Origin of the sequence: Phaeobacter sp. LSS9 (genome assembly GCF_003443595.1) — a bacterium.
Taxonomy (GTDB): domain Bacteria; phylum Pseudomonadota; class Alphaproteobacteria; order Rhodobacterales; family Rhodobacteraceae; genus Phaeobacter; species Phaeobacter piscinae.
Map to the genome: position 1 here is coordinate 2480155 of NZ_CP031956.1, position 13702 is coordinate 2493856.

At 61.7% G+C, this 13702-nt stretch carries 13 protein-coding genes and 2 riboswitches; of the genes, 5 read left to right on the plus strand and 8 right to left on the minus strand.

Annotated features, from left to right (window positions below; genetic code table 11):
* The first annotated feature begins 152 nt into the window (after window positions 1-152).
* Genes dapF through D1820_RS11955 form a run of 3 tightly spaced genes read left to right on the plus strand, consistent with a single transcriptional unit; the run spans window position 153 to window position 2828 of the window.
* Entirely contained in the window at window positions 153-998 is an 846-nt protein-coding gene (gene dapF, locus D1820_RS11945) for a diaminopimelate epimerase (protein ID WP_118069227.1), read from the plus strand.
* The gene (gene mtaB / locus D1820_RS11950) at window positions 995-2260 is read left to right on the plus strand and encodes a tRNA (N(6)-L-threonylcarbamoyladenosine(37)-C(2))-methylthiotransferase MtaB (RefSeq protein WP_102898000.1); all 1266 of its coding nucleotides are present in this window, start codon (window positions 995-997) and stop codon (window positions 2258-2260) included. Before dapF ends, mtaB begins: the two co-directional genes overlap by 4 nt.
* Window positions 2261-2303: 43 nt before the next feature.
* Window positions 2304-2828 (plus strand): chloramphenicol phosphotransferase CPT family protein, encoded by a 525-nt coding sequence (locus D1820_RS11955; RefSeq protein ID WP_118069229.1) that lies wholly within the window; start codon window positions 2304-2306, stop codon window positions 2826-2828.
* A 172-nt stretch (window positions 2829-3000) separates the two neighbouring features.
* Here D1820_RS11955 and D1820_RS11960 read toward each other — a convergent pair whose 3' ends face one another.
* From D1820_RS11960 to D1820_RS11975, 4 genes are all read right to left on the minus strand, one after another.
* On the minus strand, window positions 3001-3792 hold the full coding sequence (locus D1820_RS11960) for a cytochrome c1 (RefSeq protein ID WP_096872893.1): 792 nt from the start codon (window positions 3790-3792) through the stop codon (window positions 3001-3003).
* An 18-nt stretch (window positions 3793-3810) separates the two neighbouring features.
* Window positions 3811-5145: a cytochrome b gene (gene petB, locus D1820_RS11965; protein ID WP_118069231.1), complete on the minus strand. Its 1335-nt coding sequence runs from the start codon at window positions 5143-5145 to the stop codon at window positions 3811-3813.
* An 11-nt stretch (window positions 5146-5156) separates the two neighbouring features.
* Window positions 5157-5717: a ubiquinol-cytochrome c reductase iron-sulfur subunit gene (gene petA, locus D1820_RS11970; RefSeq protein WP_118069232.1), complete on the minus strand. Its 561-nt coding sequence runs from the start codon at window positions 5715-5717 to the stop codon at window positions 5157-5159.
* 224 nt (window positions 5718-5941) lie between these two features.
* Complete coding sequence (locus D1820_RS11975) at window positions 5942-6544, minus strand: glutathione S-transferase (protein WP_118069234.1); 603 nt, start codon at window positions 6542-6544, stop codon at window positions 5942-5944.
* 188 nt (window positions 6545-6732) lie between these two features.
* A riboswitch (FMN riboswitch) is annotated at window positions 6733-6882 on the plus strand.
* 79 nt (window positions 6883-6961) lie between these two features.
* Here D1820_RS11975 and D1820_RS11980 point away from each other — a divergent pair.
* A complete protein-coding gene (locus tag D1820_RS11980; RefSeq protein ID WP_118069235.1) occupies window positions 6962-7399 on the plus strand; it encodes a 6,7-dimethyl-8-ribityllumazine synthase in 438 nt (145 codons plus the stop codon).
* A gap of 19 nt (window positions 7400-7418) precedes the next feature.
* Here D1820_RS11980 and D1820_RS11985 read toward each other — a convergent pair whose 3' ends face one another.
* From D1820_RS11985 to thiB, 3 genes are read right to left on the minus strand one after another with little or no spacing between them, the layout of a single operon-like run.
* Window positions 7419-8111, minus strand: a complete 693-nt coding sequence (locus tag D1820_RS11985) for an ATP-binding cassette domain-containing protein (protein WP_118069237.1) — start codon at window positions 8109-8111, stop codon at window positions 7419-7421.
* Window positions 8098-9654, minus strand: a complete 1557-nt coding sequence (locus tag D1820_RS11990) for a thiamine/thiamine pyrophosphate ABC transporter permease ThiP (protein WP_118069238.1) — start codon at window positions 9652-9654, stop codon at window positions 8098-8100. The genes D1820_RS11985 and D1820_RS11990 overlap by 14 nt, the downstream gene beginning before the upstream one ends.
* A complete protein-coding gene (gene thiB / locus D1820_RS11995; RefSeq protein ID WP_118069239.1) occupies window positions 9630-10607 on the minus strand; it encodes a thiamine ABC transporter substrate binding subunit in 978 nt (325 codons plus the stop codon). Before thiB ends, D1820_RS11990 begins: the two co-directional genes overlap by 25 nt.
* 31 nt (window positions 10608-10638) lie before the next feature.
* Window positions 10639-10731, minus strand: a riboswitch (TPP riboswitch).
* A 280-nt stretch (window positions 10732-11011) separates the two neighbouring features.
* On the opposite strand from thiB, the gene aroC reads away from it, so the two are divergent.
* Window positions 11012-12118, plus strand: a complete 1107-nt coding sequence (gene aroC, locus D1820_RS12000) for a chorismate synthase (RefSeq protein WP_118069240.1) — start codon at window positions 11012-11014, stop codon at window positions 12116-12118.
* Between the two features lie 54 nt (window positions 12119-12172).
* On the opposite strand, the gene D1820_RS12005 is transcribed toward aroC, so the two are convergent.
* Window positions 12173-13675, minus strand: a complete 1503-nt coding sequence (locus D1820_RS12005) for a malonyl-CoA synthase (RefSeq protein WP_118069241.1) — start codon at window positions 13673-13675, stop codon at window positions 12173-12175.
* Window positions 13676-13702: the final 27 nt, after the last annotated feature.

Here is a 13702-nt window from a genome sequence, read left to right on the forward strand (position 1 = left end):
GGATCAAGCACTTAATTTGCTTCGGAGCGGCGCGACCGTGTCAGTCTTGCTGTCCCGATAGGCGGCGTATTTAGGGGTAAGGGCTGAGACGGTCAACCCCTTTTTTCAAGTTTCTTGCTGCAAGGGTGGATTCATCTTCGGCGGAGGTCTATATGCCCGAAATGACCATAGGATCAGACACCCGCTTGCCCTTTATGAAAATGCATGGCCTCGGCAACGATTTCGTTGTGGTGGACGCGCGCGATCAAACCTGGGACATCACCCCGGCCATGGCTGAGGGAATCGCCCATCGCCAGATGGGGATCGGATTTGATCAGCTGACGGTCATCACAAAGGGCGACGAGGACGCGCATCTGACGTTCTACAACGCTGATGGATCAACCTCTGCCGCCTGTGGCAATGCCACCCGCTGTATTGCACGCCATCTGCTGGATGAAAGCGGCAAGACCCACCTGCGCCTGACCACCGATCGTGGTCTCCTCCTGGCGGAAGATGCCGGAAACGGGCTCACCTCCGTCAACATGGGTCAGCCGCAGCTCAACTGGCAGGATATCCCGCTGGCCGAGGATGTCGATACGCTCGAACTCCCCATCGAAGGGGCGCCGACCGCCACCGGCATGGGCAACCCGCATTGCACCTTTTTTGTAGAAAACGCAGAGGTGATCCCGCTCGCCGAATTTGGCGCCCGCTACGAACACCACCCGCTGTATCCCGAACGCACCAATGTGCAGATCGCCCATGTGGTCGCCCCGGACCATCTGCGGATGCGGGTCTGGGAACGTGGTGTTGGCATTACGCTGGCCTCCGGCTCCTCCTCCTGCGCAACAGCCGTGGCCGCTGTGCGTCGCGGGCTGACGGGACGCAAGGTGCAGATTGATCTGGACGGCGGCACGCTCTGGATCGACTGGCGCGAAGACGGCGTCTGGATGACCGGCCCCACCATGCATGTGGCCGACGGCCATTTTACCCGCCAATTCCTCGAAAGCCTCTCCAAGTGACCAACGCCCCCAAGTTCACAACACTCGGCTGTCGGCTGAACGCCTATGAGACCGAGGCCATGAAGGAGCTCAGCCAGCAGGCCGGGCTGCAGAATGCCGTCGTGGTGAACACCTGCGCTGTCACGGCAGAGGCGGTGCGCAAGGCCCGGCAGGAGATTCGCAAGCTGCGCCGCGAAAACCCCGACGCGCCGATCATCGTCACCGGCTGCGCCGCCCAGACCGAGCCCGAGACCTTTGCCGCCATGGATGAGGTCACACAGGTCATCGGCAATACCGAAAAAATGCAGGCAGGCACCTGGCAGCAAATCGCCAAGGGACCGGATTTCATCGGCACCACCGAAAAGGTGCAGGTCGACGACATCATGTCCGTGACGGAAACCGCAGGCCACCTGATTGATGGCTTCGGCACCCGCTCGCGCGCCTATGTGCAGGTCCAGAATGGCTGCGATCACCGCTGCACCTTCTGCATCATCCCCTATGGCCGCGGCAACTCGCGCTCGGTTCCGGCGGGCGTGGTGGTAGATCAGATCAAACGGCTGGTGGACCGGGGCTATAATGAGGTGGTGCTGACCGGCGTCGACCTCACCTCCTGGGGCGCGGATCTGCCCGCCACGCCCAAGCTGGGCGATCTGGTGATGCGTATCCTGAAGCTGGTTCCGGATCTGCCCCGCCTGCGGATCTCCTCAATCGATTCGATCGAGGTCGATGACAACCTGATGCAGGCGATCGCAACAGAACCCCGTCTGATGCCGCATCTGCATCTGTCCCTACAGCACGGCGATGACCTCATTCTGAAACGCATGGCCCGGCGTCACCTGCGCGACGATGCGATCCGCTTCTGCGAGGAGGCTCGCAAACTGCGCCCGGAGATGACCTTCGGTGCCGATATCATCGCAGGCTTTCCGACCGAAACCGATGCCCATTTTGAGAACTCGCTCAAGCTGGTCACCGACTGTGATCTCACCTGGCTGCATGTTTTCCCCTACTCAAAGCGCGAGGGCACACCCGCCGCCCGGATCCCCAGTCAGGTCAATGGCACTCTGATCAAGGACCGCGCCGCCCGCCTGCGCGCCGCTGGGGACACCCAGGTTCAGACGCATCTGGCCGCTGCAAGGGGCAAAGCTCATCAGATTCTGATGGAAAATCCCCACATGGGCCGAACCGAACAATTCACTGAAGTCACCTTTGCCACGCCCCAGGTCGAAGGGCAGATCGTGACCGCGACACCAACCGGGATCACAGGCACGCAGCTCACGGTCTGACCGCGCGCTGACCGCGCCTATACGTTGGGAGACAGATGCATCAATGGCTCTCATTCTCTTTCTTCATGGCGCCTCCAGCAGCGGTAAATCCACACTTGCATCCGCATTGCGGGATCAGGCCTCGCGGCCCTTTCTGCATCTCTCCATTGATCACCTGCGCGACAGTGGCGCCTGGCAGCCTGCGGATTATCCCGATTGGAGCACAGCGCGTCCGGCGTTCTTTGCCGGCTTCCACCGCATGCTGGCCGGCTTTGCCGAGGCCGGGAACGACCTGATTGTCGAACATATCCTCGACACACCCGGCTGGCACGCGGAGCTACAGGCCCTGCTGAGCCGCCATGATATTGTCTTTGTCGGGCTGCGCCCGCCGCTCGCAACACTCACTCAGCGCGAGAAGATCCGCGGCAACAGACCAGCAGGCAGCGCCGCACGAGATGCGGCGCATGTCCATGATGGCCTTCTATATGATCTGGAGTTTGACGGCAGCACCCCGGTCGCAGATATGGCCCAAACGCTCCTCAAGCATCTTCAGACCCCAGGGCCCCGCTCCTGCTTCTTCGCCGGGTAGCAGGCTCAGCGCGCCCTGCCCCTGCCCTCTGCCCCGTCACCTTTCCCAAAATACTCCGGGGTGAATGCCCGCAGGGCAGAGGGGCAGCGCCCCGTCCTAAGGATCAAAAAGAAACCCCCGCAGGGCAGGACCGTGCGGGGGTTTCATGTTCGTAACTGACAGAAGAACCGGCTTAGCTGGTTTTCTTGCCTTTGTGCGGCGCCCAGAGACGCTTGTTGGTCAGATACAGCAGCACCGACAGCAGCGTCAGGAACAGCACGCCGACAAAACCCGCCTGCTTGCGTGCCATCATCTTCGGCTCTGCGGTCCACATCAGGAAGGCCGCAACGTCTTTAGACAGGCTTTCCACATCGGTCGGCGCGCCATCGATGAACTCGACCTGCTCATCCGAAATCGGCGGCGCCATGGAGATCCAGCCACCCGGAAAGGCGGTGTTCTCATAGAAGGTGGTGCCAGCTTCTTCCTTGGTTTCACCCGTGTAGCCCGCCAGCAGAGAGGCGATATATTCAGCACCGCCCATGCCTTTGAACATCTGGTTCAGACCCAGGCCATAAGGCCCGTGGAAGCCTGCGCGCGCCTTCGCCATCAGCGACAGGTCAGGAGCACCAGCGTTGTTGTTCTCCGGGAAGTGGTCCGTCGGCTTCGCAGGGCGGTCCTCATCCAGTTCCGGGTCATAAACGCTGAAGTTATCAGCCGCATAGGCACGGACCTGATCCGCAGGCAGGTTAGGTCCGCCTTCGTCTGCCAGCGTGCGCAGCGGCACCTGTTTCAGACCGTGGCAGGCCGCGCAGACCTCAGTGTAGATCTGCAAGCCGCGCTGCAGCTGGTTGGTGTCATAGGTGCCGAACGGGCCTTCAAAAGAGAAGTCGTAGTCTTCGACATGGCCTGCCCCGCCTGCCGCAAAAGATGCGGCAGGAACGAGCGCCAGAGCGAAGGCGGCACCGGTTGCAAGTTTTTTCAACATGGTTGCTGTCCTTCTCAATTACTCAGCCGGCGTGGCGTCAGCGCCGGATTTTTTGCCGTAATGGGCATCAAAATCGGCTTCGATGGTCTCGGGAATGGCCATCGGCTTCTCGATCACGCCCAGCAGGGGCAGAATGACCAGGAAGTAGCCGAACCAATAGGCCGAAGCGACCAGCGAGAACGACGCATAGGGTTCTTCCGCCGGCATCGCACCCAGCCACATCAGGGCGAAGAAGTCGATGATCAGCAACAGGAACCACCATTTGAACTGCGGACGGAAACGACCGGAGCGCACGCGGCTGGTGTCCAGCCAGGGGGCTAGCGCCATCACGGCAATCGCACCAAACATCGCCAGAACACCAAAGAACTTGGCATCCACGATACCACCGGTGACGAAGGACGCGATCTGCACAACCCAGACTTCAGAGGTGAAGGCCCGCAGGATCGCGTAGAACGGCAGGAAGTACCATTCCGGAACGATATGCGCAGGGGTCTGCAGCGGGTTGGCTTCGATGTAGTTGTCCGGGTGCCCCAGGTAGTTCGGCATGAAGCCAACGATGGCCCAGAAGATCACCAGCACAACCGCCAGACCAAGGAAATCCTTGATCACGAAATACGGCCAGAACGGCAGCGTGTCTTTCGCAGCGTCTTCCTTGGAGGTGCGGCGCACTTCAACACCGGTCGGGTTGTTGTTGCCCGTGGTGTGGAACGCCCAGATATGGACGATCACGAGACCGGCAATCACAAACGGCAGCAGATAGTGCAGCGAGAAGAAGCGGTTCAGCGTCGCGTTATCCACGGCCGGACCACCCAGAAGCAGTGTCTGGATCGGCTCGCCGATGAACGGGATCGCGCCAAACAGGCCGGTGATCACGGTCGCGCCCCAGAAGGACATCTGACCCCAGGGCAGAACATAGCCCATAAATGCAGTGCCCATCATCATCAGATAGATCAGCATGCCGATGATCCACGTGATCTCGCGCGGCGCCTTGTAGGAACCGTAGTACAGACCCCGGAAGATGTGGATATAAACCGCAATAAAGAATAGCGACGCGCCATTGGCGTGCAGGTAGCGGATCATAAAGCCGCCGTTCACGTTGCGCATGATATGCTCAACGGAGGAGAACGCCAGATCCACATGCGGGGTGTAGTGCATCACCAGAATGATACCGGTGACGATTTGCAGGGCCAGACAGAAGGCCAGAACGATGCCCCAAATCCACAACCAGTTCAGGTTCTTGGGCGTAGGGATCATGATGGTGTCGTAGATCAGGCCGACGATGGGCAGACGGCTGTGAAGCCACTTCTCGCCACCGGTTTTCGGCTCGTAATGATCGTGCGGAATGCCGGACATATGTGCCTCCCTTATCCCAGTTGGATGGTGGTTTCGTCGATGAACTCCGCGGCCGGAACCGGCAGGTTCTCGGGTGCGGGGCCTTTGCGGATACGACCGGCAGTGTCGTAGTGCGAACCATGGCAGGGGCAGAACCAGCCGTTGAATTCGCCTGCACCGTCACCCAGCGGCACACAGCCAAGGTGGGTACACACACCCATCATCACCAGCCATTCGCCAGCGTCATCCAGGGTGCGGTTTTCGTCGGATGCGTCCAGACCGGGTTTGTTCGCATTGCGGTCCTGCTGATCGGGCAGTTCCGCCAGATCGACAGCACGGGCTTCTTCGATTTCTTCTTCGGTACGACGGCGAATGAACACCGGCTTGCCAAGGAACATAACCGAGAGCTGAGTCCCGACTTCCACGCCGCTCACATCCACGATGATCGAGGACAGAGCCTGAACGTCAGCCGAGGGGTTCATCTGGTTGACCAGGGGCCAAATTGCGGCACCCGCAGTCACTGCCCCGGCGCCGGCAGTGGCGTAGTAGAGGAAATCTCTCCGGGTTCCTTCGTTGTCTTCTGCGTGGGACACGAGGTTTTCTCCAATTCCAGCGCCCGTTTAGGGCAAACATGCGCATTCACTGCGCAAAGAACGCAGTGACTCATCGCGGGTATCTAGCGGGGAGAAGGGCTTTCGTCCAGCGGTCATAGGCGCGCAGATGGACGCATCCGCAAGTAATTATGCGCAACTGTTGCAAACAGCCTCACATATTTGCGCAGGCGCCCCCGATTTCAAGGGGCCGCCTGCGCCAGATTTCAGCTTTCCGGCGGGCGTGTCGCCTGCATTGACGGGCGCGAATCGAATGTGGCAAACCACTCTGCCAGCGCCTCATTGCCGTTGCGCCACCCCATATCCGGATGGCGGAAATCCACATAGGACAGCGCACAGGCCACCGCGATCTGGCCAATCCGCAAGCGCCCCTGCAGATGCGACATCCAGCGGGTGTTCAGCGCCGCACAACCGCCCAGCACCTTGCCACACTGCCCTTCGATCCACTCTGGCCACTGTTTGTCCGCCGGGCGCAGGCGCTTTTCATAGGCCAGCAATACCGCCGCTTCCATGATGCCATCGGCCGTGGCCTCCAGCACCCGCGTGTCCCAGCCGCCGGCATAAAGCGCATTGCCCGCACGCTCGGCCAGATAGGCGCAGATCACCCGGCTGTCATACAGCGTTGCCCCATCGGCCCTCTCCAACGCCGGGATCTTCGCCAGCGGATTGGCCGCCTTCAGGTCGCCCGCCGGGGAAATCGGTGTCGTGGCCACCGGGCGCAGCTCCACATCTGCCAGCTGATCTGTCTCGTGCAGCAGCACCATGACCTTGCGCACATAGGGGGAGGTCGGCGCGTGATAGAGTTTCATATCGACTATCCTTTTCGTTGGACCCAATGACCGGTCGGCGATGACTCTTCGGCAGGGCAGTCAGTATGCGCCCTGCACCAGATCGAACATCACGCACTCTAGCCACAACCTCGGCGGGGAAAACCCCCTTTGCCGCGTGCCTAGGGCGCTCTTTCTCTTGCCTTTGACCTGTCTTGCAGCCATGGTCGCGCTGTTCTCAGGGCGGGGCGGAATTCCCCACCGGCGGTAAGCGGGCCAGTCCCGCAAGCCCGCGAGCGGCTTCCAGGTTTTTGGAAGTGTCAGCAGATCTGGTGCAACTCCAGAGCCGACGGTCATAGTCCGGATGGAAGAGAACGTGTGACAGGGCCACGGGGGACGTGTGCCCTCATCACTCGTGATCGCCTTGGGTGACGTGTCAAACCTATAGGAGATACCACAATGACACACACCCGATTTGCCTTCATCAAGGCGCACTGGCATTCCGATATCGTTGATCGCGCGCTGGAGGGCTTTCAGGAGCTGATCCCCGCCGAGCAGATCGACGTATTTGACGTGCCCGGTGCCTTTGAAATGCCGCTTCTGGCCAAAGAACTGGCCAAGACCGGTAAATACGACGCCATCGCCTGCGCGGCCTTTGTGGTGGATGGCGGCATCTATCGCCATGATTTTGTCGCCCAGGCTGTCGTGGACGGTCTGATGCAGGCCGGGATGGAGACCAACGTGCCGGTCCTGTCCGTCTCGTTGACGCCGCACCACTATCAGGAAACCGATCATCACAACGCGATCTACCGCGCCCATTTTGTCGACAAGGGGCGCGAGGCGGCCAATGCAGCGCTCATGATCGTCAAAACCCGCCAAGAGGCACTAGGCGCCTAAATCCTCAGGGTGCGTGGGCCTATCCCAGATAGGCCTTCAGCGCAGGCGGCGGATTGTCCAGCAATTCCGCCGTCGCCACCGGCGGATGTGCCACGCCATCCGCCACCAACACCACCTGATCGGCAATCCGGCGCGCATCTGCCGGATCATGGCTGACCATCAGCACGGTCGCCCCGGTCTCTGCCGCCAGGTCCGCCACCAGATCCAGCATCTCCGCCTTCAGCGCTGGCCCCAGCGCCGCAAATGGCTCATCCAGCAGCAGAAGATCACGCCCCTGCACCAGCACGCGGCCCAGTGCCACACGACTTTGCTGGCCACCAGACAGCGCGGCGGGCTTGCGCTCTTCCATACCCTGAAGGCCAACCCGTGTGATCGCCGCGCGCACCTTTTCCTGTTCGTCAACACTCAGACGCAGGTTCGGGCGGATCCCCAACCCCACGTTCTGTGCCACGCTCAGATGCGGAAACAGATTGCCGTCCTGAAACAGCATCGCAATCGGCCGCTGCCCCGGCAATACATCGGTCAGCGCACGGTCCTGCCAGGACAGCGTTCCGGCCGTGATGGGAACAAACCCCGCGATGGCCTCGATCAGCGTGGTCTTGCCCGCCCCGGAGGGACCGATCACCGCCACCCGATGGCCTGCCTCGATCGTAAGATCCGCACGCACGATAAAACCGCCGTTATCCAATAGGCAGTTCTCAAGTTTCAGCATGTCGACGCCCTCCCCGGTCGAGAATGTAAAACGCCCCCATGGACAGGCACAAAAGCAACAGCGCCCCACCCGAGGCCGCTTCCATCCGGTAGGCCCCCATCAGGCGATAGATCTGCAAAGGCAATGTCGCGGTTTCGCTATCGGCAAACAGCGCAATCACGCCCAGATCCCCCATCGACAACGCTGCCGCCAGCCCAGCGGCAAAACCGATCTGCGGGCGCAGACGGGGCAGCAGCACCCGGCGCAGAAACACCCAGCCCCGCATATCAAGCGAGAGCGACAGACGGCCATAGCGCGCCAGCACCTCCCGCACCCGCGGGATCAGAATGCGCAGCGCAAAGGGCAGCGACATCAGCGCATTCACCACCGCTGTGACCGGCAGCGCCAGCGCAAAGGGATCCGCCACCGGATAGATCAGAATAAATAGGCCGGTGCCAATCACCAGCGGCGATACTGCCAGCCCCAACAGGCCCGACAGCTCCACCAACCCACCCCGGCCCAGCGCCACGGCCACCGCCATCGGCAGGGAAATCGCCAGCAGCACAACCGTGCTCACCCCTGCAATCAGCACCGAATTGCCCGCCGCCAGCCAGACCGACGCCCCCATCGACAGCAGGCCCGGCAGACCCGCAATCACAATCGCGCTCAGCGGCAACAGCAAAAACAACGCCGCCGCAATCAGACAGGCACCATCCAGCCCCCGCGCCAGCGCGCCCTGCCCATCCCAACGCCGTACCGGACGGTCCAATCCGGCACCAAACCCCTCGCCCGTCGCCACCCGCAGGGCCACCAGCGCCGCCGCGCCGGTCAACAACAGCTGCACGCCCGACAACAGCGCCGCCCGCGCCAGATCGAAATCAAATCGAAACGCCTGATAGATCGCCAGTTCAATGGTGGTGGCCCGCGGCCCGCCCCCCAGCGTCAGCGCCACGGCAAAGCTCGACAGGCAGATCGCAAAAACCACCGCCAGCGCGCCGGGCACCACCTGCCGCAGCATTGGCGCCTCCAGCAACTGCCACATCGCCCGGCGATCCGCATTGATCTGCGCCGCCAGACGAAACCGTTCTGCCGGGATTTCCTGCCAGCCCTGCAGGATCAACCGCGTCGCCAGTGGCAGATTGAAAAACACATGCGCCAGCACAACCCCGTGCAACCCGTAAATCTGCACCGGTTCAAACCCGAGCAGGCCCAGCAGATCGCTCAGCCAGCCCGAACGGCCAAACACCGCAAGAATGCCAAGGATTGCCACAATCACCGGCAAGATAAACGGCGCCCCCATGAGGGCAATCAGCACACGTCGCCCGACAAACCGCCGTCGCGCCAGCGCGCGCGCCACCGGAACGGCGAGCACCACACTGCACAGGGCGGACAGAACAGCCTGCATCAGGGTAAACCGGATTGCAGCCCAATCGGCAGGGCCGATGCCCCGCCCCACCTCGGCACGCCAGACCACTGCGGCCAGCGCTCCAAGAATCAGCGCCGCCACACAGGCAGCGACGCCCAGACCCCAGCGGGATCTTAACGGCTGAGCGCGGTCAGCCATTCATCCAACGCCACATCGCGCAGCGCCGCCGCCTCGTCTTCGCTCAGCAGCAGTGATTTTTCTGGCGACACCAGGGTCTCAAACCCTTTGGGCAAACCCTCTGCCGGGGTCACTGCCGGATACATCCAGTTGGTGGTAGGGATCACCGACTGGAACGCGTCACTGACCATGAAGGCGAGGAACTGATCCGCCAGCTCCGGCTGATCGCTGTTCGCCAGCTTGCCGGCAACTTCGACCTGCATGTAGTGACCTTCGTCAAACACCGCTGCCGCCTTGCCGGCGTCTTCCTCGGCGATCAGGTGATAGGCGGGCGAGGTGGTGTAGGACAGCACCATATCCGCCTCACCCTCCAGAAACAGACCATAGGCCTCCGACCAGCCCTTGGTCACGGTCAGCACATTATCCGCCAGCCCTTCCCAGACCTCAGGCGCCTTGTCGCCATAGGCAGCCTTCACCCACATCAACAATCCCAGCCCCGGCGTAGACGAACGCGGATCCTGAATGACGATTTTCAGATCGCTCGCAGCCAGTTCGCCAAAGTTCTGCGGCGCGACAGCATCGGCCTTATGCACAAATGCGAAATACCCCCAGTCATAAGGGGCGAAAGTGGCGTCTTCCCAGACGAAGGGCAGCGCATAATCGGCACTGACCGAATGATCCGCAAACAGGCCCGTCTCCTTGGCCGCCGCAGTCAGATTGGTATCCAGCCCCAGCACCACATCAGCATCAGACCGCGCGCCTTCCAGCTTCACCCGCGCCAGCAGCGCCGCGCCGTCGCCTGCGCCGACCAGCTTCAGATCGCAACCGCAGGTCGCCTCAAAGGCTTTCTCGACGGCCGGACCCGGTCCCCAGTCAGAGACAAAGCTGTCGTAGGTGTAGACAATCAATTCAGGCGTATCGGCATAGGCTGCCGTTGCGCCCAGCAGCCCCGCTGCAAGTACAAGATGTTTCATGGCATCCTCCATCGTGACGAGGGGCAAGGGAGGAGCCAGTCCATACCTTCCCTCCGCCGGTTCTAGCCGGTTCAGGTTCTACGGGTGTGATCTCAGCGCCGAAGGCGCACCCCGAGGTGGCGCGGACCCTAAGCGGCAGACCCGCGAAAGACAAGCGATTGCGGTGTTACATATGCTCAAAGAACGGCAGAATGGCTGACCAATTGTTTCGCACGCGAAACATTGGGGGAGTCTGCCTGTCCTTTCTGCCGGGTTAAGTCACCCCATCTTTTGGCAGGAAACATCCCGGGGGAGACCCCCAAGGGGCGGCGGGGGCAGCGCCCCCAACGATCCGCGCAACACAGGAAACCCCTTGAGAGAGCCGCCCTCCCCCGCTAAGCAATCCCGCAAAGGAGACCGCGCCCATGTCGATCAACAGCTTTGGCCATTTGTTCCGCGTCACCACCTGGGGCGAAAGCCACGGACCCGCCTTGGGTGCGACGGTTGATGGCTGCCCGCCGAATGTGGCGATTGACCCTGAAATGTTGCAGCGGTGGCTGGACAAGCGCCGCCCCGGTCAGAACAAGAATATGACCCAGCGCAACGAACCGGACGCGGTCAAAATCCTGTCCGGTGTGTTCGAGGGGAAATCGACCGGCACACCGATCCAGCTGATGATCGAAAACACTGATCAGCGCTCCAAGGATTATGGCGAGATCGCCCAGACCTTCCGCCCCGGCCATGCGGACATCACGTATTTCCAGAAATACGGCAACCGCGACTACCGCGGGGGTGGCCGGTCCTCAGCCCGCGAAACCGCAGCCCGTGTTGCGGCAGGCGGTGTGGCTCGGGAAGCGATCAAGGCGCTGGTCCCCGGACTGGAGATCAAAGGCTACATGACCCGCATGGGGGAGATGGAAATCGACCGCAGCCGGTTTGACTGGGACGCCATCGACCAGAATGATTTCTGGATCCCCGATGCTGCGGCGGTGCAGGACTGGGAAGATTACCTGCAAGCACTGCGCAAGGATCACGAGTCCGTCGGCGCGGTGATTGAGGTTGTGGCCCGCGGCGTGCCCGCAGGCATAGGCGCGCCGATCTATGGCAAACTGGACACCGATCTGGCCGCAGCGATGATGTCGATCAACGCCGTCAAAGCCGTCGAAATCGGTGAAGGCATGAATGCGGCGGTCCTCAAAGGCTCCGAAAACGCTGATGAGATCTTCCTCGGCGAGAATGGCCAGCCGGTTTATTCGTCGAACCATGCAGGCGGCATTCTGGGTGGCATTTCCACCGGGCAGGATGTCGTAGTGCGCTTTGCGGTCAAACCCACCTCCTCAATCCTGACGCCGCGCCAGTCGATCCGCAAGGATGGCAGCGCCGCCGAGGTCATCACCAAAGGCCGCCATGACCCCTGCGTCGGTATTCGCGCGGTGCCGGTGGCAGAGGCGATGATGGCCTGCGTGATCCTGGACCACCTGTTGCTGCATCGCGGTCAGGTGGGGGAGAACCAAGGCCACATCGGCGGTTGATCCGATCGCCGTCTCGCCCTGATGTCAGACGCGAGACGGCGGCACCTTCTCCAGTCAGGTAAACAGCTGGGCGAATGTTTCGCGCAGCGCTTTTTTCTGCACTTTGCCCATGGTGTTGCGCGGCAATTCCTCCATCAGCGCGATGTGTTTGGGCCGTTTGAACTTCGCGAGATGTTCTGACAACGCCGCTTGGATGGTTGCCGCATCGGTGCCCTCCCCAGCCGGGACCACGACAGCCACAACCGCCTCGCCGAAATCGGGATGCGGCACGCCGATCACCGCACTTTCAAGCACCCCCGGCAGATCGTCGATCAACGCCTCGACCTCCTTCGGGTAGACATTGAAGCCGCCGGAGATCACCAGATCCTTTTCCCGGCCCACGATGGTGACGTAGCCGTTGCTGTCGATCTTGGCGAGATCACCGGTAATGAACCAGCCATCCGGGCGTAGCTCCTCGGCGGTTTTCTCCGGCATCTGCCAGTAGCCTTGGAAGACATTCGGGCCGCGCACTTCCAGCACGCCAATTTCGCCCAGCGGGATTTCTGCATTGTCCAGTGTCACACGCGCCTCCACCCCCGGCAATGCGGGGCCAACGGTGCCTGCGATCCGTTCGCCCTCATAAGGGTTGGACGTGCTCATATTGGTTTCCGTCATCCCGTAACGTTCCAGAATACGGTGACCGGTGCGGGCCTGCCATTGCTCGTGGGTCTCCACCAGAAGCGGCGCGGACCCAGAAATGAACAGCCGCATATTGGCCGCCAGATCCGGGGTCAGCCGTGCATCCGCCAAGAGCCGCGTATAGAAGGTCGGCACCCCCATCAGCGCGGTAGATGTTGGCATCGCTGCCAAAATCGCCTCCGCATCGAAACCGGGCAGCAGCACCACCTGCGCGCCTGCCAGAAGCGCCACGTTGGTCGCCACAAACAGCCCATGCGTGTGAAAGATCGGCAGGGCGTGGATCAGCACATCCTCAGCGGTGAACTGCCAGTAATCGCGCAGGGTCAGTGAGTTGGAATAGAGGTTTTCATGGCTGAGCATCGCCCCCTTGGAGCGCCCGGTGGTGCCAGAGGTATAAAGGATCGCCGCCAGATCAGAGGGCGCGCGCGCCACGGGATCGAACCCGCTCTGGCCTGCCGCCAGATCCGCAAGACTGCCCTGCCCCACCCCATCCAGCGTCAGAAGATGCGCCCTTCCTGCCACCCCTTGCACCCCGTTAAGCCGTGCAGGATCACAGACAAACACAGATGGCGTGGCATCCCCGATGAAATAGGCAACCTCGGCATCGGTATAGGCGGGGTTGAGCGGCAGAAACACCGCCCCCGCCATCACTGTTCCCAGATAGAGCTGGAGTGCCGCAAGGGATTTATTCACCTGCACAGCCACACGATCGCCCGGTGTGACTCCACGTGAAACAAGTGCGGCTGCCATACGCTCCGCCCCCGCAAAGAGATCGCCATAGCTGACCGGATCCGCGCCGGGACGGGTGGCAAACAGGGCGTCCTCGCGCCCTAGGGACGCCGCACGCAGGTGGCAGATCAGCGGATTGGCGTCATACATTCGGAGGGCTCCTTGCGGCGAGTGACA

Bases quoted from the DNA above. Each gene is read 5' to 3' on its own strand.
- dapF (WP_118069227.1), top strand. From the start codon at position 153: ATGCCCGAAATGACCATAGGATCAGACACCCGCTTGCCCTTTATGAAA.
- D1820_RS11975 (WP_118069234.1), bottom strand. From the start codon at position 6,544: ATGAAACTCTATCACGCGCCGACCTCCCCCTATGTGCGCAAGGTCATG.
- D1820_RS11990 (WP_118069238.1), bottom strand. From the start codon at position 9,654: ATGGCTGACCGCGCTCAGCCGTTAAGATCCCGCTGGGGTCTGGGCGTC.
- D1820_RS12005 (WP_118069241.1), bottom strand. From the start codon at position 13,675: ATGTATGACGCCAATCCGCTGATCTGCCACCTGCGTGCGGCGTCCCTA.
- petB (WP_118069231.1), bottom strand. From the start codon at position 5,145: ATGTCCGGCATTCCGCACGATCATTACGAGCCGAAAACCGGTGGCGAG.
- D1820_RS11985 (WP_118069237.1), bottom strand. From the start codon at position 8,111: ATGCTGAAACTTGAGAACTGCCTATTGGATAACGGCGGTTTTATCGTG.
- D1820_RS11980 (WP_118069235.1), top strand. From the start codon at position 6,962: ATGACACACACCCGATTTGCCTTCATCAAGGCGCACTGGCATTCCGAT.
- aroC (WP_118069240.1), top strand. From the start codon at position 11,012: ATGTCGATCAACAGCTTTGGCCATTTGTTCCGCGTCACCACCTGGGGC.
- D1820_RS11955 (WP_118069229.1), top strand. From the start codon at position 2,304: ATGGCTCTCATTCTCTTTCTTCATGGCGCCTCCAGCAGCGGTAAATCC.
- thiB (WP_118069239.1), bottom strand. From the start codon at position 10,607: ATGAAACATCTTGTACTTGCAGCGGGGCTGCTGGGCGCAACGGCAGCC.
- D1820_RS11960 (WP_096872893.1), bottom strand. From the start codon at position 3,792: ATGTTGAAAAAACTTGCAACCGGTGCCGCCTTCGCTCTGGCGCTCGTT.